General features: G+C 35.9%; 22 protein-coding genes. 21 read left to right on the top strand and 1 reads right to left on the bottom strand.

The features are described 5' to 3' along the window. Positions 1 to 15: 15 nt before the first annotated feature. Genes ACTTG8_RS01645 through ACTTG8_RS01655 form a run of 3 tightly spaced genes read left to right on the top strand, consistent with a single transcriptional unit; the run spans position 16 to position 3,911 of the window. Positions 16 to 537, top strand: a complete 522-nt coding sequence (locus tag ACTTG8_RS01645; protein ID WP_442560382.1) for a metallophosphoesterase — start codon at positions 16 to 18, stop codon at positions 535 to 537. 14 nt (positions 538 to 551) lie between these two features. Beyond that, a complete protein-coding gene (locus ACTTG8_RS01650) occupies positions 552 to 2,054 on the top strand; it encodes a hypothetical protein (RefSeq protein WP_442560383.1) in 1,503 nt (500 codons plus the stop codon). Between the two features lie 21 nt (positions 2,055 to 2,075). Next, positions 2,076 to 3,911 carry a leucine-rich repeat protein gene (locus ACTTG8_RS01655; protein WP_442560384.1) on the top strand — a complete coding sequence of 612 codons (1,836 nt, stop codon included), beginning with the start codon at positions 2,076 to 2,078 and terminating at the stop codon, positions 3,909 to 3,911. Here ACTTG8_RS01655 and ACTTG8_RS01660 read toward each other — a convergent pair. Then, on the bottom strand, positions 3,896 to 5,134 hold the full coding sequence (locus ACTTG8_RS01660) for a helix-turn-helix transcriptional regulator (protein ID WP_442560385.1): 1,239 nt from the start codon (positions 5,132 to 5,134) through the stop codon (positions 3,896 to 3,898). The genes ACTTG8_RS01655 and ACTTG8_RS01660 overlap by 16 nt on opposite strands. Positions 5,135 to 5,218: 84 nt before the next feature. Here ACTTG8_RS01660 and ACTTG8_RS01665 point away from each other — a divergent pair, with 84 nt between their 5' ends. From ACTTG8_RS01665 to ACTTG8_RS01750, 18 genes are all read left to right on the top strand, one after another. Next, on the top strand, positions 5,219 to 5,608 hold the full coding sequence (locus ACTTG8_RS01665; protein ID WP_442560386.1) for a hypothetical protein: 390 nt from the start codon (positions 5,219 to 5,221) through the stop codon (positions 5,606 to 5,608). 71 nt (positions 5,609 to 5,679) lie between these two features. Further along, positions 5,680 to 6,063, top strand: a complete 384-nt coding sequence (locus ACTTG8_RS01670; protein ID WP_442560387.1) for a hypothetical protein — start codon at positions 5,680 to 5,682, stop codon at positions 6,061 to 6,063. A 12-nt stretch (positions 6,064 to 6,075) separates the two neighbouring features. After that, positions 6,076 to 6,702 (top strand): methylated-DNA--[protein]-cysteine S-methyltransferase, encoded by a 627-nt coding sequence (locus ACTTG8_RS01675; protein WP_442560388.1) that lies wholly within the window; start codon positions 6,076 to 6,078, stop codon positions 6,700 to 6,702. 40 nt (positions 6,703 to 6,742) lie between these two features. Beyond that, a complete protein-coding gene (locus ACTTG8_RS01680) occupies positions 6,743 to 7,900 on the top strand; it encodes an exonuclease SbcCD subunit D (RefSeq protein WP_442560389.1) in 1,158 nt (385 codons plus the stop codon). Next, the gene (locus ACTTG8_RS01685) at positions 7,890 to 11,060 is read left to right on the top strand and encodes an AAA family ATPase (RefSeq protein ID WP_442560390.1); all 3,171 of its coding nucleotides are present in this window, start codon (positions 7,890 to 7,892) and stop codon (positions 11,058 to 11,060) included. Before ACTTG8_RS01680 ends, ACTTG8_RS01685 begins: the two co-directional genes overlap by 11 nt. 9 nt (positions 11,061 to 11,069) lie before the next feature. Continuing rightward, a complete protein-coding gene (gene glpK / locus ACTTG8_RS01690; RefSeq protein ID WP_442560391.1) occupies positions 11,070 to 12,569 on the top strand; it encodes a glycerol kinase GlpK in 1,500 nt (499 codons plus the stop codon). 50 nt (positions 12,570 to 12,619) lie between these two features. Beyond that, positions 12,620 to 13,246, top strand: coding sequence for a guanylate kinase (gene gmk, locus ACTTG8_RS01695; protein ID WP_442560392.1), 627 nt, complete (start codon positions 12,620 to 12,622; stop codon positions 13,244 to 13,246). Positions 13,247 to 13,341: 95 nt separating this feature from the next. After that, a complete protein-coding gene (gene rpoZ, locus ACTTG8_RS01700; RefSeq protein WP_442553612.1) occupies positions 13,342 to 13,593 on the top strand; it encodes a DNA-directed RNA polymerase subunit omega in 252 nt (83 codons plus the stop codon). A gap of 104 nt (positions 13,594 to 13,697) precedes the next feature. Continuing rightward, positions 13,698 to 15,923: a replication restart helicase PriA gene (gene priA / locus ACTTG8_RS01705; RefSeq protein ID WP_442560393.1), complete on the top strand. Its 2,226-nt coding sequence runs from the start codon at positions 13,698 to 13,700 to the stop codon at positions 15,921 to 15,923. Positions 15,924 to 16,083: 160 nt separating this feature from the next. Further along, entirely contained in the window at positions 16,084 to 16,611 is a 528-nt protein-coding gene (gene def / locus ACTTG8_RS01710) for a peptide deformylase (RefSeq protein WP_442560434.1), read from the top strand. After that, the gene (gene fmt / locus ACTTG8_RS01715; RefSeq protein ID WP_442560394.1) at positions 16,611 to 17,552 is read left to right on the top strand and encodes a methionyl-tRNA formyltransferase; all 942 of its coding nucleotides are present in this window, start codon (positions 16,611 to 16,613) and stop codon (positions 17,550 to 17,552) included. The genes def and fmt overlap by 1 nt, the downstream gene beginning before the upstream one ends. Beyond that, on the top strand, positions 17,539 to 18,906 hold the full coding sequence (gene rsmB / locus ACTTG8_RS01720; protein ID WP_442560395.1) for a 16S rRNA (cytosine(967)-C(5))-methyltransferase RsmB: 1,368 nt from the start codon (positions 17,539 to 17,541) through the stop codon (positions 18,904 to 18,906). The genes fmt and rsmB overlap by 14 nt, the downstream gene beginning before the upstream one ends. Before the next feature lies 1 nt (position 18,907). Further along, on the top strand, positions 18,908 to 19,951 hold the full coding sequence (rlmN, locus tag ACTTG8_RS01725) for a 23S rRNA (adenine(2503)-C(2))-methyltransferase RlmN (protein ID WP_442560396.1): 1,044 nt from the start codon (positions 18,908 to 18,910) through the stop codon (positions 19,949 to 19,951). Between the two features lie 27 nt (positions 19,952 to 19,978). Next, the gene (locus tag ACTTG8_RS01730) at positions 19,979 to 20,701 is read left to right on the top strand and encodes a Stp1/IreP family PP2C-type Ser/Thr phosphatase (RefSeq protein ID WP_442560397.1); all 723 of its coding nucleotides are present in this window, start codon (positions 19,979 to 19,981) and stop codon (positions 20,699 to 20,701) included. A 1-nt stretch (position 20,702) separates the two neighbouring features. After that, positions 20,703 to 22,802 (top strand): Stk1 family PASTA domain-containing Ser/Thr kinase, encoded by a 2,100-nt coding sequence (gene pknB / locus ACTTG8_RS01735; protein WP_442560398.1) that lies wholly within the window; start codon positions 20,703 to 20,705, stop codon positions 22,800 to 22,802. Further along, positions 22,802 to 23,674: a ribosome small subunit-dependent GTPase A gene (rsgA, locus tag ACTTG8_RS01740; RefSeq protein ID WP_442560399.1), complete on the top strand. Its 873-nt coding sequence runs from the start codon at positions 22,802 to 22,804 to the stop codon at positions 23,672 to 23,674. Before pknB ends, rsgA begins: the two co-directional genes overlap by 1 nt. Next, positions 23,675 to 24,349 carry a ribulose-phosphate 3-epimerase gene (rpe, locus tag ACTTG8_RS01745; RefSeq protein WP_442560400.1) on the top strand — a complete coding sequence of 225 codons (675 nt, stop codon included), beginning with the start codon at positions 23,675 to 23,677 and terminating at the stop codon, positions 24,347 to 24,349. Continuing rightward, positions 24,312 to 25,001 carry a thiamine diphosphokinase gene (locus ACTTG8_RS01750; protein ID WP_442560401.1) on the top strand — a complete coding sequence of 230 codons (690 nt, stop codon included), beginning with the start codon at positions 24,312 to 24,314 and terminating at the stop codon, positions 24,999 to 25,001. The genes rpe and ACTTG8_RS01750 overlap by 38 nt, the downstream gene beginning before the upstream one ends. Positions 25,002 to 25,091: the final 90 nt, after the last annotated feature.

A 25,091-nucleotide genomic window follows, 5' to 3' on the forward strand; every position in this document is an offset into this window, starting at 1 on the left:
ATAAGGAGTGTGAGCATGATTTATTTTACATCAGATTTACATTTTTACCATAAAAATGTCATTAAGCATGCAAACAGGCCTTTTCAAAATGTGGAAGAGATGAATGAAAAGCTTATTAAAAACTGGAATAACCGGATAAAATCAGAGGATGAAGTTTATATTTTAGGAGACTTCACTATGAAAGGCACTGAGTATGCTGCAGAGATTTTAAGGAAACTTAAAGGAAAGAAATATCTGATTAAAGGAAATCATGATAACTTTGTAAATCAGGAAACTTTTGATAATTCGCTTTTTGAATGGGTAAAAGATTATTTCGAACTGCAACATAATAACCAGAGCTTTATCATGTTTCATTATCCTATAGAAGAGTGGAATCATTTTTTTAGGGGAGCAATCCACTTACATGGACATCAGCACAACAGCCCGGAATACAATATATTAAATGAAGAAAAGGGGCTTAAAAAGTATGATGTAGGAGTGGATGCCAATTATATGAAACCTGTGAGCATAGAGGAGATAATAAAGTTTTTTGGCTAGAGAAGGGAGAAAAAATGTTTTATAAGTTTGATGAGTGCATAGAATATATGAAGAAGGCGGGGCTAAAAGTAAAGTGGAGAGAAGAGGCTGAAGAAAGAGTAGACTTAGAAGAACTATCAGATATTCCAGGTTTTGAATGGATTGAAAAAGATAACTGTATTCATATGGAAAGAAATCCTTATTTTAGGATGAGAGGAAAGAGAGTTACAAAGGAGCAGGCATTTGACATAATAAGCAGAGAGAGTGAACACAAGAGAGACTTTATGATAGAGAGGACTGAAAAGATAATAGAAGAAAGACCAGCTCTCCAGTTTGGCGAAATAAGGCTGCACTATACCCATGGTCTTGACCAAATACAGTCTTGGATAGATCCGGATGGAGCAGTAGGAGAAAATAATTACTGTGCATGGAAGTACCCTGAAGGCCTGAAACTTATAGAAGAACATATGCTAAATGCCAAAAGGTATCCTTATCTTAAATATGTAATAATATATACCATACATGATGCAAGAATGCAGGATGACTTATATAATGCATATGGAATTTTTTATGACATTGAAGACAGGATGTTCTGGGGAGGGTTTGAGTATGCACTCTGGGTACATGATGGCGGAGTTGAAAGAGTGGATAAAGATAAAGCAAAAGAACTTTATGAAGAATATCAGTCAGAATATCCTTGTAACGAAATGTTTATGCGAGATGATTGGAATAAGTACATAAAGCCATATTTAGATGAAGAGTATGTTAAGAGATTAAGTAAAGCTTGGAAACAGACAGAAAAAGAAAAGGCTGATATGCTTTCATTAAATATATATGACCGTCCAACATCAGAAGTAAATTTTGAGAATTATTATGAATCACTTATTAGACATAAAGAATATTTAGAGATGGATTATTCAAAGGAATTTTGTGAAAAGGTTTACAGAGTTTTGGCGGCTGCTGCAAAGGAAGTTGAAAGATTTAGGGATGGAGAAGTAGAGCCAGGTGAATTAGACATGCAATTTTACTGGGATATTATGAGAGAGATTAGTAAAAATAAGGATGAACATACTATTGACGATGAGATTGAAACGACTGAGCTTGTGGTTAAAAGTTTTCTGGAAAAATTTTATGATGGAATGGAGATTGAGGCTTTAGTATATTTTAGGCTTGATGGAGAATACATGGCTAAGCTTAGGGATTATGTAGGAAGTGGTGAAATTCATTTTGATAAGATTACCAGATTTTTAAAGGAGGATGAGGGGGAGACTGATGAGTCTATAAAAAAGTTTCTTGATGATATAGAGTTATTTGGTGACGAGAACTTAAGGAAGATGGTGCTCTCTTATGTTGATTATAAGCAAAACGAACCAAACAAGCGTATACCTTGGGAAGACTTTGCAAAGGGATTAAAAGAATCATTGAAGAATACTGATATAAAAGTAGAGTGGAATGGCAAAAAGATATTTTTTATTAAGGGTGATTTAACTATATTTATTGAGAAAAAAGACATAAAGAAGTTCAATAGTGAAGATTAAGCTGCTAGGGAGGGTATCAGTATGAAGAAGTCAGAATATGAAAAAATTATGACAGAAGCAGAGGAGAAGGAAAGATTGGCAGAAATAGAAAGAAACAGACCAGTATTAGAAGAAGTTATAATTGGAGAAAATGTAAAGAGCCTTAAAGAAGTTCCAGAGGAGGTTTATGACAAAGCCAAAAAGATAATTGTTGCAGACAATATAAAAGAAATACCGGATGAGTTTTTTATGAATCATCACTACATGGAAGAAGTCTGCCTGCCTTTTGGACTTGAAAAAATTGGGGATAGGGCGTTTAGAGCGTGTGAGAAGCTTACATCCGTAAGGATACCGGATACAGTGACAAGTATAGGTAAATGGGTGTTTTCAGCTTGTGATAAACTTAACGAAATAATACTGCCTGATTCTCTTAGAGAAGCAGGAGACTATGCTTTTTATTGGAACAAAGTAAAGAAGATAAAGCTTCCTAAAACTGTAGAAAAGCTGGGAGCAAGATGTATAGCTTCAGATATTGAAGAAATAGAATTAGATGAAAATAATGAGAATTTTAAACTTGTAGGAAATACTATATTTAGCAGAGATGGCAAGAGCATAGTAATGGTGTTTAACAAAATTAAAAGGGAGAGAATATATGAGATACCTGAAGGTGTAGAACATATTGAAGAAGATGCTTTTGCTTTCTGCCGCTTTTCAAAGATTATTGTGCCAAAGAGCATGAAAAAAATAGGAAAAAGGGCATTTTATGAGGCTTTGGCTGATGAAATTGTACTTCCTGAAGGGCTGAAAGAAATAGGAGAATATGCATTTTCAAGGAGTGAACTTCTGCGAATCAAGATTCCTGAGAGCATAAAAGAAATTAAGAAAGGTACTTTTGATACAGCAGAGATAAGAGAGATAATTTTACCAGACAGCATAGAAACTTTGGGATATAGGGCATTTAACAGTATAAGCCAGACAGAAGAGATAAAACTGCCTAAGAATTTAAAAAGAATAGGAGCAACATGCTTTGAACACATTTATTTAAAAAAATTGGTAATTCCTGACAGCGTGGAGTTTATTGGAAGCTACGCAATAAGCAGCCTGGATCTTGAATATACCAATATTCCAAAGTCTTTAAGGGAAGTAGGAAACGAGGCTTATGGCTGGAAGAGAAAATATAAGGCAGATGAATTTCCAAAGAATCTTGAAGTAATTAAAAGTGATGCTTTTGATGCTTTTTCTTTTGGAAGGACAGCAACTTTTGGCAAAAAGCTTAGAGAAATAGGAGTATCATTACCAAAAGACATATATGATTTAACTCTTTATGACAATCTTTTAAAGGTAACAGGCAGAGCTTGGGATGAGAACGAGAAAAAGGAAATAGAATTAGAATTTGGTAATAACATTTTTAAGCTTCGTAATCATAGGGATGATGGACATGGAGTCATAATAAATGTAAAATCTGCCAAAACCGATGAACTCAGATATAGCATATATTTGCCTGAAAAACTAGATATTTCAGATACCTGGGGAGAAAACTTTGAACCAGATTTTGATGCTTATGACAGAGCTTTTGAAAAGTTAACAGAGGAAGATGAAAAGCTTATCATGGCTTTTTCAAGGCTCGATTGTCCTTACAAGCTAAGTGATGAAGCGAGGAAAAGATATGAAGATTGCTTAAAAAATGTAACAATGAGCATGTCAGGTACAGCTAAATTTATCAAGAACCTCATAGCTGCCAGAGGCATTCAGATAGTAGACAGGCTTAGTAAATACAACATTATTACTAAAAAGGTTCTTGACAAACTTATAGAAAGAGCAGAGATTATGGATGAAAAGGAAGAAGCTGAATATTTTAAAGCTTATAAGCTTTCATAATATGCTAATGTCTCTTTAAGCTTTGTCTTTATATCATCAACCAGTTCTTTAGGGGCAAGAGCAACAATCCTTGGAAATGGGCTAAAAACTGAGGTCTGCTGCTGTAAACAGAACATAAGTATGCTTTCGCGGCAGACTCTTTTAAGCTCTATCTTGCAAAATGATATGGATCTGCCATTAATTTCTGCCACTCTTTCAGAAGGATGAATTTTTACTTTATGGCCAAAGTAGTCTATGATTACTGAAAGAGAGGAAACAGGGCATTCTAACACCACATCAGTTAGAAAGTTCTGGCTGTCTGAGGCTGCTATCATCAAAGGAAAAATGGAGGCATATCTATCTGCATCAAACTCATTGTTTTTATAAAAAAGTTTGAGTGAGCCGGGAATAGGGTTTCTTTTTTCAGGGACTAAATTGCCATTTTTATCCTGAGTCTTATGAAAAACAGCTTTTTTAATTCTGTCTATGCGGTAGTGTGACGGATTTTCATAATCATTAGCTGTAGCGATCAGGTACTGGTGTCCGTTATTCCATAAAAGAGCATAAGGATTTATTATATAAGGACTTTCAGCATTTTTAACTTTTAATTTTGGCTTTATAGGTATCCTAGTGCGGTCTAAGGAATATTCGCCATAAGTAAGTTCAAGCTGATAGCCTTTTTTGATAGCCTCAAAAATAGTCTGTATGCTGTAGAACCAGTTGCTTACCTGATAAGGATTTGTTTTATCTATAGAAACCGGCCGCTCAAGGTTAGAGGCTTTAGTAAGCTCTCTGCCAGCCTGCACAGGGCAAAGCAAATCTTCTACAGAGGTAAGATAGTCCTTTTCTTTGTCTGAAAGGTATTTATCAGAAATTATGGAACCTTTAATCATATTTAGATCGCTTGGATTAATGAAAGGCTCAAAATAGTATTTTTTTGGTTTGCCATCTAGGACAATGAGCTTTCCGCCATAAACGGCAGATATTGTATCATAAACATTTTCTATATCTTTAATATCAAGTATGATGTCAGTGAGCCTTCTGGCCTGCTTTTGGAAAGGTATTATCTGAACCAATTCGTTTTCAATCTCAGTAGCAGTCAATGGACTCTCGGCAGAAGATTTGGTCTGAAGTATATAGACCATGAGGTTAAACCAGATAGGCTGTGATAATGGGTCTTCAGTATACACTTTGCCAGCAGGCAAAGAATTGTATTGGGACTTTGCAGTAGTTTCGGCAGACATAGGCCAGACCTCCAAAGAATAATATATAAGAACAGTTTAATGAGAATTTTGCAAAAATGCAAGCTATAATTAAAGGAGAAAACTATGACAGTAAAACAATTTATAAATACAGAACTTTATAAAGAACTAAATTTAGGCAATTATACCGTACTTGTTGCAGATCCGCATATCAATGAATTCATTAGAGACAGGAGTAAAATATTTGTAGGCATTGGCGTAGGCAGGGGTGGAATGGATATTGAGGCTGCAACAAAAACGGCATTAGAGAATGTGAAGAATCAAGTTGGCGGCAAAACTTTTGACAGAAGAATAGTTTTTATAAAAGGAAACATATTGAAGTCTGACTTATATGTGGCAAGCAGTGCTTCATGGGACAATAATTTATTCAGTGAAAATGGAGCGGAAACTCTGATGGGATTTGGATATACAGACAAAGATGAAGAGAAAATAGTTGTTTATGTAGCAGTTGTATAAAATATAAAAAAGTACAGAAAATGTCCGTTTGATGCGATATAATGATTATAAATTAAATCTAGGAGGGAATTATGAAGATAGAAGAATTTATGAAATCAGAGCTTTGCGCAAGGATATTAATGAAAGATAAAGATGTAGGGTTAGATAATCAAGACCTGGAAACTTTGTTTAGAGATAAGGAGGAGGTATCAGCATTTACCGGCATTGCTGACGGAGAAAGAAATGTGCAGCTTGCAGTAGAAGCGGTACTGGAAAATATCAAGTTTAATGGAAAAGAAAAGAAATTTGAAAGAGCTATTTTAATGATTGAGGGAGACCTTACGATGCAGGATGTTTCAGAAGGTCTTGATATAATGAGAGAAGAAATGGTAACATCTGATGCAGATTTGATATTTGGCAGTAAATATGTAGAAAATAGTGAGAAGAGAGTAAGGGTTGATGCAATTATGGTATAGTGTGGAGGGTGTGTGATAACTAGAGAAGAAGCTATTGATTATGGATTAGCATTTCAGGATGCATATCTGGATATGCCTTTTAAGGATACAAACTGGCAGTTAATCAGAGTAAAAGGCAGTAAAAAAGCCTTTCTTTGGGTATATGAAAGAGAGGGCTGTATAAATCTCAATGTAAAAGTCTCTCCGGAGTGGAGAGATTTTTGGCGAAAAGCCTTTAAGTCGGTTATAGCAGGCTGGCATCAGAATAAAGAGCATTGGAATACAATTATTTTAGATGGCTCTATTCCTGAAAAAGATATAAAAACTATGATAGCCGAGAGTTATAACTTAATTACAGATTCACCGACTAAGCGGATATATGAAGCTGTAAAGAAGATTCCTAAAGGTAAGGTTGCTACTTATGCACAGATTGCAGAAATGGCAGGAGATAGGAAGATGGCAAGAGCTGTAGGAAATGCTCTCCATAAGAATCCGGATCCTGAGAACATTCCATGTTTTAGGGTAGTAAATTCAAAAGGAGAATGCTCGGGTTCTTTCGCATTTGGAGGAAATGAAGAGCAGGCTAAGAGGTTGAGGAAAGATGGGATTGAGGTTATAGGCAATAAGGTTGATTTGTTAAAATATAGTATTAAGATTTAATTCTTACTAATAAGGGTTTGTACAAGTTAAAGGAGTTTACATGAAGTTTTTTCATATTTCAGATTTGCATATCGGCTTAAAACTTGAAAATAAAGATTTAAGTGAAGATCAGCGATACATACTAAATGAAATAGTAAGAGAGGCTGAATTAAAAAGACCGGATGCCTTAGTTATAGCAGGGGATATTTATGATAAATCATTGCCGTCAAATGATGCAATAGAGATTTTTGATGAATTTATATTAAAATTGTCAAAGGCTGTACCTAAGATGAATATTATGATTATTAGTGGTAATCATGACAGTGCGGTAAGGATTAACCAGTTTAGAAAATTACTTTCAAGAAACAACATATATCTAATAGGACAACCACCAAGGACGGTTGATGAGTTTATTGAAAAAATTGAATTTAATGATGAGTTTGGAAAGATAAATTTTTATCTTTTACCCTTTGTTAAGCCATCTTATGTAAGAAATACATTAGGACTTGCTGAGAATGAAAACAGCCTTTCTTATGATGAGACTTTGCACAGACTTATTGAGAGGGAAGATATAGATAAAAATGACAGGAATGTATTGGTGAGCCATCAATATTATGTTCCTGTGAATAAGAACCCTGAGGAAGTGGACAGGATGGAGTCAGAAATTATCTCGATAGGAAATATAGATATGGTAAGGGCAGATATACTCGAATACTTTGATTATTCTGCTCTTGGGCATATACATAAACCATGGAAGGTAATGGGAGAATGTCATAGATATTCAGGTACTCCTCTAGCCTGTTCTGTAAGCGAAGCAGGGCAGGAAAAGGGAATAGTTATGGTAGAAATGTTTGAAAAGGGGAGGATAAATACAGAGGTTATTCCGTTAAAATCTTTGAGGAAAATAAGGGTTGTAAAAGGTAGTATTACAGAAGTTTTGCAAGAGGGTTCTAAAGATTATGTGAAAATTATAGTTGTCGGTGAGCATGTGTCAGATATCGACCTTGCAGATAGGATTAGAGATAAGTTTCCTAATTACTTGGAGATTTGTAGGGAGAATTTTAGTAAAGGGGATGCTAACAGAGTGGCAGAAAGTTCAGATGAATTGAGTGAAATAGAAAATTGCAGACTATTTTTAAAAGAGTTAAGTGCTGAAGAGGAGGTGCTGTTGGCTAGCTTTATAAATGAGTTGAAAGAGAGGTTGGTAAATGAGGCCTAAAAAACTGGTTATGCAGGCGTTTGGCTCTTATAGTAAAAAAACTGAAATTGATTTTACAAAACCTAAGCAGAATTTATTTTTGGTTACAGGGGATACGGGTGCAGGAAAAACAACAATTTTTGATGCCATTGTATTTGCACTTTATGGTGAAGCTAGTTCGGAAAGTAATAAAAAGTCCGGACAGGAACTTCAAAGTCAGTTTTCGGACTATGGCGATGAACCTTTCGTAGAGCTTACATTTACAGAAATGGATGGAGCTATTGAAAAGGAATTCAGGGTTCGCAGAGTCCCTAGACATATCAGGCCTCTTAAGAGAGGAAGTGGATATAAGTCAGAGAATGAAAAAGTTTCTCTTTTTTTAGAGGACAATAGTGAATGGTCTCAGAATATAAAGGAAACTAATGCCAAAATAGAGGAATTAGTTAAACTTTCTAAAACTCAGTTTATGCAGGTATCAATGATAGCTCAGGGTGAGTTTATGAAGGTGCTTAAGGGAGATGATAAACAGGAGATTTTTAGAAAGTTATTTGGTACTGAGATATATCAGAAACTTATAGAAGGATTAAAAATTAAAAGTAGCCAAAAAAATGCTGAATTCAAAGACTTTGGTTTAAGATGTTTACAGTATATCAGAAGTATTAGAGTGTTAGAAGGTACAGAAAAAGACTATGGTTTTTCAGAGATAAAAAATGAGGCAGGTATAACAGAGATTGAAAAAACGGTAGTTGCCTTGGAAAACCTTTGTACAGAATTAAAAGAAAATATAAAGATAAAAGAGATAGAAAATAGTGAAATTTTAGTTAAACGAGATACGAAAAAAGGGGAGCTGGCTGAGGGAAAACTCCTTTTACAGTCGTTTGTAGAACTTGAAAAGTCTGAGGAAAAGTTAAGGTATCTTGAGTCGCAAAAAGAAGAAATAGAAAGTTTGACAAAATTAGTTAAAGATATTGAGCTGGCTTATGAATTAGAAACACTTTATAAGAATTTTTGTGAGGCAGGAGAAAGATTAAAAAAGAGTGAGCAGGAGTTAGAGGAAATTAAAACTAAAATTCCACAATATGCCTCAGCTTATGAAAAGTTTAGTAAAAAAGAGAGTGAAACAAGGGAAGAGTTTTCGTTAAAATCAGAGCAGTTTAATAAGATTTCTGAAAAAGTAGCTAAAGCATTAGAAAGTTTTTCCAAAATAAAAGCAAAGAAATCAGAACAGGTTATCAAAGAAGACGCTAGGGTAAGTGTTGCAAGAGATACTGATAATGCAAAAAGGGAACTTGAAAAATTTGAGGCAGATGAAAAAGAATGGAGAGAGACGGTAAAGGGGCTGTTGGTTCTTGAGAAGAAACAGATAGATGTAAAAAATCAAGTTCAGAACCTTAATAATATAGAAAATGAGCTTACTTTGTTGATGCAGACAGATAGAAAGCTAATTACTGAAAAAGAAGAATTAAAGAAGTTCACTATAACATTTAAGGATGATCTTGATAAGTTTAACTTCGTAGAAAAACTTGTTGCTGATAAAAGAAAAACTCTGTATGAGCAGAGAGCCGGTGTTCTTGCAAAAAATTTAGAAGAAGGAAAGCCTTGTCCTGTATGTGGCTCGACATCTCATCCGTCACCCTGCATGGCTGTAGATGGTGTGCAGGAAGTGACAGAAGAGGAAATAGAAGAACTTGCAGAAAAATCTAACAGGCTTAAAGTGAGTGTTGATGAGAAACTATATGAACTTGAAAGAAACAAGGCTATGTTATCAGAACGAGATAGGCATTTGGAAGAAAATAAGGGTAAATTACTCCAAGTTATAAAAGAAAATTTTTTTGAAATTGAAGATAGTGCAAATCTAGAAAGTATTACCGGGAAGATAACGTCGTTTTTAAGTGAAAAAAATATTGAATTAAATAAGATAAATAAAGAAATAAAAGAAGTTAGGGTGATAGAAAGTAAACTTTCTATTGCTGAAGAAAATGAGATTATATTAAGGAAGTTAGTTGAAGATGCTAAAGAAAAAGAACTGAAATTAGATAGAGAACTTTCAGGAATAAGCTCGGCAATAAAAGAACTGGAAGATGGACTTGAATATCTTACAGAAGAAGAGGCAAATAATGCTATAAGAGATGAAAAAAAGAAGAAAATAGAAGTAGAGGGGAGGTATGAGGAGGTTGTTAAAAATTGCAGAGAGGCAAAAAGCATCAAAGAACAGGCGGAGACCTTGATTTCAAGGCTAGAAGTAGACATACCTTTACTAAGAGCTGAAGAAGAGAATAAGAAAAATGAATATATGACTGCATTATCAGAAGATAGCTTTTATGAAGAAAATTGGAAAAAACTGGTACAATCATATAAAAAGTTTGAAAAAGATGAAAAACAGAGTATAATTAATAAGTATATATCTGATAAAAATACAGAAGAAAAAATTGTGGATAGATTAAAAGAAGTTACTAGAGAAAGACAGAAACCTGATATATCCTTATTACAGGAAGAGGTAAGAAAGTTTGAAGAATTATATTCAAGTCTGAATTTGGAATTAGAAAAATTAAAAACTGTTTATAGCATAGATGAAGATGTATTAAAAAACTTAAAGATAGAGCTGGCAGGCAGAGAAGAAAAAGCAAAAGAATATGCACTCATTACCGGACTTGCCAAAAAGATGTCCGGTACTACTACCGGTTTAAGAATGGATATTGAAACCTTTGTACAGAGGCAGTATCTAGAGAAAATACTTGTTTCAGCTAATAAGAGGTTTAATGATATGTCTGCAGGCCAGTTTGAGTTAAGGACTTATGAGCTTGATAAGGCAAGTGAAGGTAAAAATAGAGGATTATCACTTATGGTGTATTCTCATATTACGGGAAAAAGCAGGGATGTAGGTACACTTTCAGGTGGAGAATCGTTTATGGCAGCCTTATCATTGGCACTTGGTATGGCGGATCAAATTCAGGAAAAAAGTGGTGCTATAAATCTTGAAATGATGTTTGTAGACGAAGGTTTTGGCACGCTTGATGATAATTCCAGAAATAAGGCAATAAGAATATTAAAAACTATGGCAAATGGGTCAAAACTGATAGGAATTATTTCACATGTGAATGAGTTAAAGCAGGAAATAGATGAACAACTTATTGTAACTAAAGATGAGAACGGAAGCAAGGTGAGATGGCAGTTAAACTAAGGAGGTATTATGGGGAAATACTTAATGGCACTTGACCAGGGAACTACCAGTTCAAGGAGTATATTGTTTGATAAGAGTGGCAATATAATTTCCATGGCACAAAAGGAGTTTACACAGATTTACCCTGAGCCTGGTTTTGTAGAGCATAATCCAAGAGAGATATGGTCTTCACAATTTGCTACTGCGATAGAGGCGATGGCTAATATTGGGGCAGTTAGTGAGGATATAGAGGCAATAGGAATAACTAATCAAAGGGAGACAACTGTAGTTTGGGATAAATATACAGGTGAGCCTGTATACAATGCAATAGTATGGCAGTGCAGGCGTACAGCGCCTATGATAGATAAGCTAGTAGAAGAAGGGTATGGTGCTTATATTAGAGAAAACACAGGCTTGGTGCCGGATGCATATTTTTCGGCAAGTAAGATAGCTTGGATACTTGAGAATGTAGAAGGAGCTAGGAAAAAAGCCGAGGAAGGAAGGCTGCTTTTTGGAACAATAGATACTTGGCTTATATGGAATTTAACCGGAAGGGAAGTACATATAACAGATTATAGTAACGCATCAAGAACTATGCTTTTTAATATACATAAATTGGAATGGGATAAGAAGATACTTGAAATATTTAATATTCCGGAAAATATGTTACCGACAGTGAAACCTAGTTCTTATATATATGGAAAGACTAATCCGGTTCTTTTTGGCGGAAGTATACCTATAGCAGGTGCGGCAGGAGATCAGCAGGCTGCGCTTTTTGGACAATGCTGTTTTGATAAGGGTGATGTTAAAAATACCTTTGGAACAGGAAGTTTTATCTTGATGAATACTGGAATGGAGGCTATAAGTTCTACATCAGGTTTGCTTACTACTATTGCGGCAAGCGTAAGTGATGAGGTAGAGTATGCACTTGAAGGCAGTGTCTTTGTGGCTGGAGCATCTATTCAGTGGCTTAGAGACGGACTTAGAATAATAAGGTCTTCTGAACAATCTGAAAAATATGCAACAGCGGTAGAAGATGCAGGAGGAGTATATGTTGTCCCTGCATTTACAGGGCTTGGTGCGCCTTATTGGAATCAGCATGTACGAGGCTCCATTTTTGGAATTACAAGAGGAACTCAGAAGGAGCATATAATAAGGGCAACTCTTGAATCAGTAGCATATCAGTCATCAGATGTATTTAGGGCGATGGAACTAGATGCAGGTGTTGAGATAAAGGAGCTGAAAGTGGATGGTGGAGCGGCAGCCAATAATTTTCTTATGCAGTTTCAGGCAGACATAATGAATACCAATGTAAGACGTCCAAAATGTATAGAAACTACAGCTTTGGGAGTGGCTTATCTTGCAGGACTTGCAACAGGGTACTATAAAGATAAAGAAGAGATAAAAAAGAACTGGCAGTTGGGTAGGCTCTTTGAGCCTGATATGGAAGAGGAGGAGAGAAAGAAAAAAATTATGGGCTGGAAGAGGGCTGTAAAATCTGCACTTGACTGGACAAAGGAAGAGGTGTAAAATAAATATTTACGAATATATATTATTTTACAAAATAAGGAAATTAAGGTATGAAGAGATTAGGAGTGCTTACAGTAATATCGGGTTTTTCAGGGGTAGGTAAGGGAACTATTGTAAAAAAACTGGTAGCAGAACAGGGATATGCTTTATCTATTTCTGCTACTTCGAGGTCTCCGAGAGAGGGAGAAGTACATGGAAGAGAATATTTCTTTTTGACAAGGGATGAGTTTCATAGTATAATAGAGAGTAACGGTTTTATAGAGTGGGCTGAATATGTAAGTAATTTTTATGGTACTCCTAAATCATATGTGGAAGAAAGACTTGCAAAAGGGCAGGATGTAATACTTGAAATAGAGCCTCAGGGAGCATTGAAAGTGAAAGAACAATACCCTGAAGCAGTGCTTATCTTTGTTGTTCCTCCTACTGCAAAGGAGCTTAAAAATAGGCTTATAGGAAGGGGTACTGAAGAAATAGGAGTAATAGCTAAGAGACTTAAAAGGGCAGCAGAAGAGACGGAGTATATTAATAACTATGAATATATAGTAGTAAATGATGATTTGAATGATGCTATAAATGATATTCACTGCATTATTCAATCGTCTTCTCACAAGAGAGAAAGAACAGTGGATTTCTTGAATGTTTTGAAAGAGGATTTAAAAAATAGTTTTAATGAGTAATTTTATGATACAAGTGTTAAAAGTATAAAAATTCGATGCAAGCTTGCTTGTAAGAGAATCTATTTTATTTATAGAAAGGAAGAATAATAATTATGATGTTACATCCATCTTATTCAGACCTTATGAAAGTTGCCAATAAAGATGTGGAAGAGGGCGAAAACAAATTAGTTAATAGCCGTTATTCTATAGTGCTTGCTACGGCAAGAAGGGCAAGACAGATTATATCAGGTTCGGAGCCGTATGTGGCTGCCGATGAGAAGAGCAAACCGCTTTCGATAGCTGTTGAAGAACTTCATCGTGCAAGAGTAAAGATTGTTGGTGGAGAAGAGGCAGAAGCAGAAAAATAAGATTTAATGCAAAATAATTGCATACAATTAAGGGCTGTTGCAGAAAAGGATTATCCAAATGCGACTGCCCTTTACCTTTATATGGAGTTAGGAAGGAGCCTATAGTGTTTGCAGATGTCATAATTGGAATTTCAGTAGACAAATTAGATAGGACTTTTAGCTATAGGGTACCAGAAAGTTTAGAAGAGTTTGAGAGTCTTATAGGAACTGAAGTAATAGTGCCTTTTGGAAGAGGGAATCGAGAAACCAAAGCCTTTATAGTGGATTTAAAAGAGGAAGTCGGTGTAGATGAAAGTCTTATAAAAGATATTTTGAGAAAATCTGAAGATGGCATTAAGATGGAAACAGGCCTTATTGAACTTGCTTATTGGCTAAAAAGTAATTATGGAGGAACTGTGAATGAGGCTCTACGCTCTGTGTTGCAAGTACCAAAGAAAATAGAAAGGATTAAGGAAAGAACGGTATCTCTCATAATTGATAGAGAATTGGCATCAATAAAATTAGAAGAGTTTAAGAGAAAGAAATATGTGGCAAAGGCGAGAATTCTTGAAAAGGCGATAGAAGGGGAATTTAATTATGAAGCATTAATAAGGGATAAAACGGCATCATATGTTACCTTTAATTCGCTGGTAAAAGACGGAATTATTACAATAAAAGAGGAATTATTATATCGAAAACCTATCAAAACAAGTGAAAAAAACATAGAAAAGGTAGAGCTTAATGATGAGCAGAAAAATGCAGCAAGTAAAATTATAAATGATTATAATTCTGGAATTTTAGGAAGATACCTATTGTTTGGAGTAACTGGTAGTGGCAAGACAGAAGTGTATATGGAAATAATGGAAGAGATTATTAGATCAGGTAGGCAGGTAATCTTCCTTATTCCTGAGATTGCGCTTAGTTTTCAAATGGTGGAGAGGCTGTCTGCGAGATTTGGTGAAAGAATATCAATTATGAATTCAAGGATGTCACAAGGAGAAAGGTATGATCAGTATCTTAGGGCGAAAAATGGTGATATTGATATAATTGTAGGGCCAAGATCTGCACTTTTCACTCCATTTAGCAATTTAGGGCTTATAATAGTAGATGAGGAGCATGAGGGAAGTTATAAAAGTTCTAAAACACCGAGGTATCATGCCAGGGAAGTGGCGATGTACAGAGCAGAGAAGGAAAATGCCTCTTTAATACTGGGTTCTGCGACACCGAGCCTTGAAGCCGTAAAAATGGCAGCAGATAAGAAACTTGAGGTGCTTATGCTGACTGCAAGACCTGCTGGAGCTATGCCGCCGAATATAGAGGTGGTAGATCTTAGGAAAGAGCTTAAAAATGGAAATAAATCTATCATAAGTATCAGGCTGGCTGAACTTATAAAGGACAGGCTTAATAAAAAGGAGCAGATTATCCTTTTTATTAATAGAAGAGGGTATGCAGGTTTTATTTCTTGCAGGAGCTGTGGGGAGGTTGTGAAATGTCCACACTGTGATGTTACATTAACTTTTCACAAACCGGACAGGCTTATTTGTCATTATTGTGGTTATGAAAAAACAATGATGGAGAACTGCCCTAAGTGTAGTTCACCCTACATAGGTAAGTTTGGACTTGGAACTGAAAAGGTAGAGGAAGTAGTAAAGACATCCTTTCCGACTGCAAGGGTGCTTAGGATGGATGGGGACACGACTGCGAAGAAACATAGTCATGAGGAGATTCTTGAGCAATTTAAGAGGGAAGAAGCAGATATACTTATAGGTACCCAGATGATAGTTAAGGGACATGACTTTGAAAAAGTAACTTTAGTCGGAATTTTGGCAGCTGATTTGTCACTTTTTATGGGAGACTTTAGGGCGACAGAAACCACATACGAACTTTTGGTACAGGCAGCAGGGAGGGCAGGACGAGGACGGTATAGAGGTGATGTAATTATTCAAACCTATAAGCCTGAGCATTATGTGATAAAGGCAGTAGAAACAGGTAATTATAAGGACTTTTACACTAAAGAAATACGGTATAGGAAGTTGGCACAATACCCTCCGTATAAACATCTGCTTGGAATAATTTTGCTGTCATTAAAGGAGTCGGAAGTAAATAAGGGAAGTGAACTGGTATATAATTTTCTTGCTGAAAACAACGAAAATAACTTTTATCTAAGTCGCCCGATTTGGGCAGTTATTCCAAAGATAAAAGATACATATAGGAAGATTATATACTTAAAGTCAGAAGATAGGGAAGCGCTTGTGAGGGCAAAAGATTTGGTAGAAAAATATATAAAGGAGAGTACGGAATTTAGTAAAGTAGGTTTACAATTTGATTTTGAGCCACATGGTAATCCATAAACTTTACAGAGGCTATGCTTGATGGTATAATATTAAGTATATGAAAAATAGAGTATGTACAGTATGTATAGGCTGATTTTGATATTTTAAAAGAATTTTAATAAATTTTTTAAGTTTAGTTGAAAGTAAAATAATAAATTTAAGATATAATGGAGGAATGATGGCACTTAGAAATATTAGAACTGTTGGGGATGATATACTTAATAAAAGAGCTAGAGAGATAAAGGAAAATTCAGATAAAATACAGACATTAATAGATGATATGCTTGAAACTATGTACGATGCTGATGGAGTAGGGCTTGCAGCACCTCAGGTAGGAGTGCTTAAAAGGATTTTTGTAATTGACTGCTCAGAAGAGAGAAACGAGCCTTTTGTTTTTATTAATCCTGAAATTCTTGAAACAAAGGGAGAGCAGACGGGAAGTGAAGGCTGTTTGAGCGTTCCTGGAAAAGCAGGGATAGTTACAAGGCCTGATTATGTTAAAATGAAGGCGTTAAACAGAAACTTTGAAGAGTTTATAGTTGAGGGCGAGGGACTTTTTGCAAGAGCTATGATACATGAGAATGAGCATTTGGATGGACATATATATACAGAAAAAGTCATAGGAAACACATACAATGTAGGAGATGATGAGGCGGAAAGAGCTGCGGAGATAGCAGCAGGGCTTGCAGTAGAAGAGGAGAAATAATGAAAATAATTTTTATGGGTACGCCCGATTTTGCAGAGACTTCTCTTGCAGCACTTATTAGCTCAGAACATGAAGTACTTGCTGTTGTAACTCAGCCTGATAAGCCAAAGGGAAGGAAGGGTGAGCTTACACCCTCTCCGGTTAAGGTTTTGGCAATGAAACATAACTTAACGGTTCATCAGCCTGTAAAGGTTAGAGAACCTGAGTTTGTAGAAATGCTTAAGGAATATAATCCAGATGTAATAGTAGTAGTTGCATTTGGACAGATTATACCTGAAAGTATACTTAAGATACCTAAATATGGTTGTGTGAACATACATGGCTCTTTACTTCCTAAGTATAGAGGGGCAGCTCCTATTCAGTGGGCGGTGCTTGATGGTGAAAAAGAAACAGGCATTACATCTATGCTGATGGATAAAGGGCTTGATACAGGAGATATACTTCTTAAAAAGGTCATTCCTATTGCAGAAGATGAAACTTCAGGTAGCCTTTTTGAAAAGATGATGTGTTTGGGAGCAGATACTCTTTTAGAAACCCTTAACGGTATTGAAAAAGGTGAGATAAAGCCTGAAAAACAGGGAGAGAGTCCTACTGAATATGCGAAAATGCTTACTAAGAGCATGGGACTTATAGATTTTACAAAGTCGGCTTTTGAACTTGACTGCTTTGTAAGGGGAATGAATCCTTGGCCAAGTGCATACACTATATTTGAGGGGAAAACACTAAAAATTTGGAAAGCAAAAGTTGTAGAGGAAAAAGGAAAGGCAGGAAGTATAGCGAGAGTTAATAAGGACAGCTTTATGGTATATTGTGGCAGAGATGCCCTTGAAGTTTTTGAAGTACAGCTTGAAGGTAAGAAGAGAATGTCTGCCGGTGACTTCCTTAAAGGAACACATCTTGAAGTAGGGCAGGAATTTGGAGGCGAATTTGGCGGTAAATGAAAGAGAAATTGTGCTTGATATGTTTCTCATGTTAGCAGAGGGCAAGCCGGGACATCTTGTACTTAAGGATGTACTGGATGGATATTTGTATCTGGAAAAGTCTTCAAGAGGCTTTATTACGAGGCTGTATGAAGGGACAATAGAAAAAAGGATATACCTTGATTATATTATTGACAGTTTTTCTAAAACTCCGGTTACGAAGATGAAACCCATTATTAAGATATTGATTGAGAACGCAGTGTATCAGCTGTTTTTTATGGATAGAGTTCCGGACAGTGCAGCTATAAATGAGGCAGTGAAGTTGGCTAAGAAAAGAGGGCTTTCAGGGCTTTCGGGTTTTGTAAATGGAGTGCTTAGAAATATAGCCAGAAATAAAGACAGCATAAGCTTACCGAATAAAGATGAGGATTTAGTTAAATATTTTGAGATAAAATATTCTATGCCGACTGAACTTGTTAAACATTTCATAGGGGAATATGGTGAGGTTAAGGCGGTAGAAATATTTGAAACATTCGAGAAAAAGCAGCCTATAACAGCAAGGGTGAATATTTATAAAAATTCAAGAGAAGAGATTGTTAAAAAACTAACAAAAGAAGAAGTTAAGGTAAGCACAGATACAGTTTTTCCGGAAAGCATTAAGATACTTGAACTTGACAGCTTGAGTTTTTTGGAAAGCTTTGAAGATGGGGACTTTGTTATTCAGGATGAAAGTTCGCAGTTTATAGGTAAGATAGGTGAACTTTCTGATAATGCCTCAGTACTTGACCTTTGTGCAGCTCCGGGAGGAAAAAGCCTTTTAATTGCTGAACAATCTGAATCAAAAGAAGTTATATCTTGTGATTTGTCAGAGGAAAAAATAGCTCTAATAGAAGATAATATAAATCGTACAAAAGCAGGTAAGATTAAGACTGTAATAAATGATGCAACAGTATTTAATCCTGATTTTAAGGAGGGGTTTGATTTGGTTATCTGTGACCTGCCTTGTTCAGGACTGGGAGTTATTGGCAGAAAGAGGGATATAAAATACAATATTACAAGAGAGAAGATGATAGCGCTTGCAAAATTACAGAGAAGTATTTTAGAAAATGCAAGGCAGTATGTGAAAAAGGGTGGCTATCTGATATTTTCTACCTGTACTATGAGTAAGATAGAAAATGAGGAAAATTTTAAATTTATTTCAGAATTTGATGGCTTTTCACCGATGGATTTTTCAGATAAAATAAGAGAGTATATAGCAAGATACAAAGTTTGTGACAGGCTTTTGGAAGAGGCTAAGAGAGGTTATATAAGGTTGATTCCAGGTGAACTGGGAACAGATGGTTTTTTTATTTCAGAATTTATGAGGGAAGAATAAGTTGACTAATGCAAGAGATGATATTGTAAGCCTGAATTTTCAAGAAGTTAAAGACTTGATAAAGGAACTTGGAGAGCCTGCATTTAGGGCAAAGCAAATTTATGAGTGGATACATAAAAAGCTGGTAAGAGACTATGATGAGATGACAAATGTTCCACAGAAACTTAAGGCTATGCTTATGGAGAGATTGCCTTTTCCTGAAATTGAGGAAGTGGCAAGAAGAGATTCAGCTTCAGGAGATACCTCTAAGTTTGTATTCAAACTTTATGATGGCTATGTGATTGAAAGTGTACTCATGAAATACAGATATGGTAATTCAGTCTGTATCTCCTCGCAGGTGGGTTGTAGGATGGGATGTACATTTTGTGCATCAACCCTTATGGGACTTTCAAGACAGCTTGCACCCTCCGAAATGCTTTCTCAGATATATACTATACAAAGGGAAACAGGTGAACGGGTAAGCAATGTAGTAGTTATGGGTACAGGAGAACCGCTTGATAATTTTGATAATCTTATAAAATTTATAGAACTTTTGACAGATGAAAATGGGTTAAATATAAGTCAGAGGAACATTACGGTTTCTACCTGTGGGCTTACAGAAAATATAAAAAAATTGGCTGATAAAAAATTGGGAATTACATTGGCAATTTCTTTACACGCACCTACGGATGATGAAAGAAAGAGAATAATGCCGATAGCTAACAAATATACTATATCTGAAATTTTGGAGGCGACAGATTATTATTTTGAAAAGACAGGAAGAAGAATTTCTTATGAATATGGCTTGATTGATGGAGAAAATGACAGTACAATTAATGCAGAAAAGCTGTCAGCTTTATTAAAGGGAAAAAACTGCCATGTGAATTTAATTCCAATCAACCCTATAAAAGAGAGAACTTATAAAAGTTCAACTCCTAAAGGAGTAATAAGATTTAAAAAAGTACTTGAAAATAAGGGGATAAATGTTACTATTAGGGAAGAGATGGGACGTGATATAGATGCTGCATGTGGGCAGCTACGCAAGGAATATATGGATAGGCAGTAATAAATGTATAGAAGGGAGAGCACATAGATGAAAACATTTTCTGAAACTAGGGCTGGAATAAACAGAAAAGTGAATCAGGATTGTTTTTTATGTGAAGAAGAGGCAGTAGGTGACTTGCCAAATCTGTTCATAGTGGCAGATGGAATGGGGGGCTACAATGGGGGAGACTTTGCCTCAAAATTTTGCATAGAAAATGTAAAAAATCATATTGTTAATGGTAAGGGAAATTCTATAATTTCTTCTATTAGGTCAGCTATAAAGGCTGCAAATGAAGGAATTAGAGAAAAAAGTAGGATGGATGAAGGGCTTAGAGGATGTGGTACTACAGCTGTACTGGCTACCATTAAAGATGATATTTTATATATTGCAAATGTAGGAGATTCAAGACTGTATGTACTTCAAAAGGGCAGATTATCTCAGATTACGGAAGATCATTCTGTAGTTGAGGAGATGATTAAGAGAGGGATATTAAGAAGAGAAGAGGCAAGATTTAATTCTAATAAGAATAAGGTGACAAGGGCGCTTGGTGCAGAACCTGAAATTGAAATAGACTTTTTTGAGGTTAAGCTTGAAAAAGGAGACAGAGTAATGCTGTGTTCTGATGGAGTTTCTAATATGATGGATGAAAGGACTCTGGAAGAGATAATAGGTGATGACAAGGAATTGTCAGAAATTTGTAGGATACTAATAGAAACTGCTGTGAATAATGGTGGCAAAGATGATGCAACAGTAGTGATGATAGAGGTGTGATATGTTAAATAAAGGCAGACTGATAGGTGAAAGATATGAGATAATCAGCATAGTTGGTTCAGGTGGTATGGCTGATGTTTATAATGCTACAGACAACAGGTTGAACAGGCAGGTAGCAATAAAAGTTCTTAAAGAGGAGTATGGCTCAGATAAGAATTTCGTGCTAAAGTTTATGGCTGAAGCACAGTCGGCAGCAGGACTTTCCCATCCTAACATTGTAAATGTGTATGATGTAGGAGAAGATGAAGGACTTCATTATATTGTAATGGAATTGGTTGAGGGTATAACTCTTAAGAAATTCATAGAGAGAAAGGGTAAGCTGGAGCTTAAAGAAGCGGTAGGAATAGCCATTCAAATAGCACAGGGAATGGAAGCTGCTCATGCAAACCATATTATTCATAGGGATATAAAACCACAGAACATTATTATTTCAAAAGAAGGTAAGGTAAAGGTTACTGATTTTGGAATAGCTAAAGCGGCTACTTCAAATACCATAGCGGCCGGACAGGCAGTAGGCTCAGTTCATTATATTTCTCCGGAGCAGGCAAGGGGGGGCTATTCAGATGAAAAGAGTGATATATATTCGCTTGGAGTTACTCTTTATGAGATGATATCCGGTAAGATGCCATTTGCAGCTGATAATATGGTTTCGGTTGCACTTTTACATATAAACGAAGAAGCTGTCCCTTTGAGGGAGATAGATGCTGATATTCCTGTAAGCATCGAGAAAATAGTTCAGAAGTGTATGCAGAAAAAACCTGAGCGAAGATATATGACTGCTACAGAACTAATATCAGATTTACGAAAGGCAGTGGCTGAGCCGGAAGGAGATTATGTAAGCTTTAATCAAGCAGTTGTTACTGATTCACCTACGATTAATATTTCTGGAGAGGAGTTGGAGGCTATTAGAAAAGGAAGATTTAATAGTGAAAATAATAAGATGAAAGAAAATGTAAAAAAACATGAGCCTCGTGAAATTAGAGAACTTCCAGAGGATGAAGAAGAGGCAATGGATCCTAAAATTGAAAAGCTGATTCTTTTTGGAGGAATAGCTGCTATAGTAATACTTGCCGCTGTGGTTATAGCACTTTTAGTAAAAGGATTTAACTTGTTTGGTAAGAGTGATGACAGTTCAAAACTTCCATCTAGTTCAGTGGTGTCAAGCAAAATTATATCAGGTTCATCAGTGGTGTCTGAAGTTCCATCTAAGTCCTCTGTGATAGTTGTGCCTGCAGTTAAGGGTCATACTCTTGCTGAGGCAATTACAATGCTTTCTGAGGCAGGCATTACTAATTATAGATTTGAATATAAGAATTCAAGAGAATTTAAGAAAGAAGATGTAATGGATGTAATTCCGGCAGAAGGTTCTGAAATCAGTAGAGATGATGAGGTTGTAGTATCTGTAAGTAAGGGCGATGATAGTCAAGTTGTTCCTGAAATAAGAAATACTTCTAAGGAAACTGCTGTTGCAACTCTTGAAGGAATGAAGTTTGTAGTAAAGACGCAGGAAAAGCCAAGTGATACGGTGGAAGAAGGCAAGGTTATTGAAACTATTCCTGCTATCGGAACTGAGGTTAAGGAAGGAGATACCATAACAGTGGTAGTAAGTACAGGTCCGGAGAACAAGAATAAGTTGGTTCCAAATGTGATTGAGAAAACTGAAGAGGAAGCAACAAAAGCTCTTAATGAAGCCGGATTTAAGGTATCTATTGCTTATAAAGAAGACGATAGGATAGAAAAGGGAAAGGTTATAAGCCAAAGTATAGCAGGTGGTAATGAGGCTGAAACAGGAAAAACGATAGTTTTAAGTATAAGTAAAGGGCCTAAGCCTGTAACTTACACATACTCTACATCGCTCACCATAGATGAGAATCCATTTGCAGACAGTGATGAGAGTGGAGATATAGAAGTGAAAATGGATCAGGATGGCAAAACAAAGACGATTTACTCAGATAATTTAACTTATGATGATTTTCCACTTCATATTGACGACATAACAGGGACAAGTGATAGTGAGGCTGTATGCTACATGGTAGTGGATGGTCAGGTTTATGATGGAAAAGTATGGCGTATAACCAATTGGAATAAGGCTGAAAATTGATGAGAGGCAGAATAATAAAGGCAATTGCAGGTTTCTATTATGTACATAATGAAGCCGGCATCTATGAATGTAGAGCCAGGGGAATATTTCGTAATAAAGGAATAAAGCCCCTGGTAGGTGATATTGTTGAAATTGAAGTTTTGGACGATGAGAATAAGAAAGGAAATCTTGTAGGTATAGTAGATAGAAAGTCTTTTCTCATCCGTCCTGCTGTTGCCAATCCTGATCAGGTACTCATAGTATTTGCGGGAGCAAAGCCGGAGCCGAACCTTAATTTACTTGATAAATTTTTAGCAATGATGGAAATTAAGGGAGTACCGGTTGCCATTGCCATAAGTAAAAGTGATATTACAGCTGAAGAGAAATTAGAAGAGTTAAAAAGGATATATTCAAAGCATTATAAGCTCATTGAAATAAGTACTAAAGAAGAAAAAGGGTTGAATGAACTTAAAAAATATTTAGAAGGTAAGTTTACTGTACTTGCAGGACCTTCAGGAGTTGGTAAGTCAACCCTTACCAATTACCTTGCTCCCGATGCCAATATGGAAACAGGTGAAATAAGCCGAAAGATTGAGAGAGGTAAGCAGACCACAAGGCATACAGAACTTTTTTATATAGGAGAGGGTGGATATATCTGTGATACTCCCGGTTTTGGAAGCCTTGAGCTGTTTGATGTAGATAAAAGAGAGCTTAAGGATTATTTTCCGGAATTTATAGAATATACTAAAAATTGTAAATTCAATGGTTGTATCCACTTGGGTGAAAGAGAGTGTGGTGTGAAGAAGGCTTTAGAAAATGGTGAAATTTCTGAAAGCAGATATAGAAATTATCAGTTAATTTATGAGGAATTAGCAAGTAAGAGGGAATACTAAATGGAATATATACTTTCGCCGTCAATACTGGCGGCAGACTTTGGAATATTAGCTAATCAAATAAAGATTACAGAAGAAAGCGGTGCAAAATATCTTCACTTGGATGTGATGGATGGGAGTTTTGTACCAAGTATTTCTTTTGGAATGCCGGTTATTAAGAGTTTAAGGAAATATAGCAAGCAGGTTTTTGATGTACATCTTATGATAGATGCTCCTGAGAGATACTTGGAAGATTTCAAAGAGGCAGGGGCGGATATAATTACAGTCCATGTAGAATCAACTAAGCATTTACATAGAACTGTTACTAAGATTAAAGAATTGGGACTTAAGGCAGGAGTATCACTTAATCCTGCCACACCGCTTTCATCTCTTGAATGGATACTGCCGGAGCTTGATATGGTGCTTATAATGAGTGTGAATCCCGGATTTGGAGGACAGAAGTTCATACCGTTTTCTTTGGAAAAAATTAAAAAATTACGAGAGCTTGCTCCTGATCTTGATATAGAAGTGGATGGAGGAGTAAATAAAGAGAATATTGGTGAACTGATAAGAGCAGGTGCTAATATTTTAGTTGCAGGTACTGCAGTATTTGGTGGAAATATAGCAGAAAATACAAGACAGCTGTTGGAGAAAATGTATGAAGAAGGTACTGATTATAACAGGCGGACAGACTGATATAGATTTTGCAGAAGAAGTTTACAAAGAATATAGACCAAACTTAGTGATTACAGCAGATAGTGGGCTTTTGACGGCGAATAAACTTGGTATAATTCCTGACTATGCAGTTGGAGATTTTGACAGTAGTGATACAGCTGCCGTAGAAAATCTTAAATCTAAGTTTGAAATCTATGGTAAACCGATAATAAGGAAATTTAATCCTGAAAAGGATGAAACGGATACAGAAATTGCTATATCACTTTCACTTTCACTTAATCCTACCGAAATAGTGATATTAGGAGCGACAGGTACAAGGCTTGACCATACTATGGCGAATATAGGTCTTTTATACAAGATTATGCAAAGTGGAATAAAGGCAAGGATTATGGATAAGCATAATGTGATAAGTCTTCATGATAAAGATATTGTACTCAAAAAAGATGAGGCTTTTGGAGAGTATTTTTCTTTGTTGCCTTTTACGGAAGATGTAACTGGACTTAAAATAAAGGGAGCTAAGTATGAACTTGATGGCTATGTTTTAAAAGCAGGCAGCAGTCTTGGAATAAGTAATGAGATTGTGGAAAGTAAAGTTTTTATCGGTTTTGATAAAGGAATTCTGCTGGTGTATCAGACTAGCGATGTAGGAATTGCACTTGATGGAAAAATGTAAAGGGAGGGATTATGAAGAACTTTTGTTTGCAATAGCGAGGCAGATGGTCGTAGAACATACTTCTACATTGGAAGTATGCATGGGGATAAG

The sequence above is a fragment of the Catonella sp. genome (assembly GCF_052173895.1).
Lineage (GTDB): Bacteria > Bacillota > Clostridia > Lachnospirales > Lachnospiraceae > Catonella.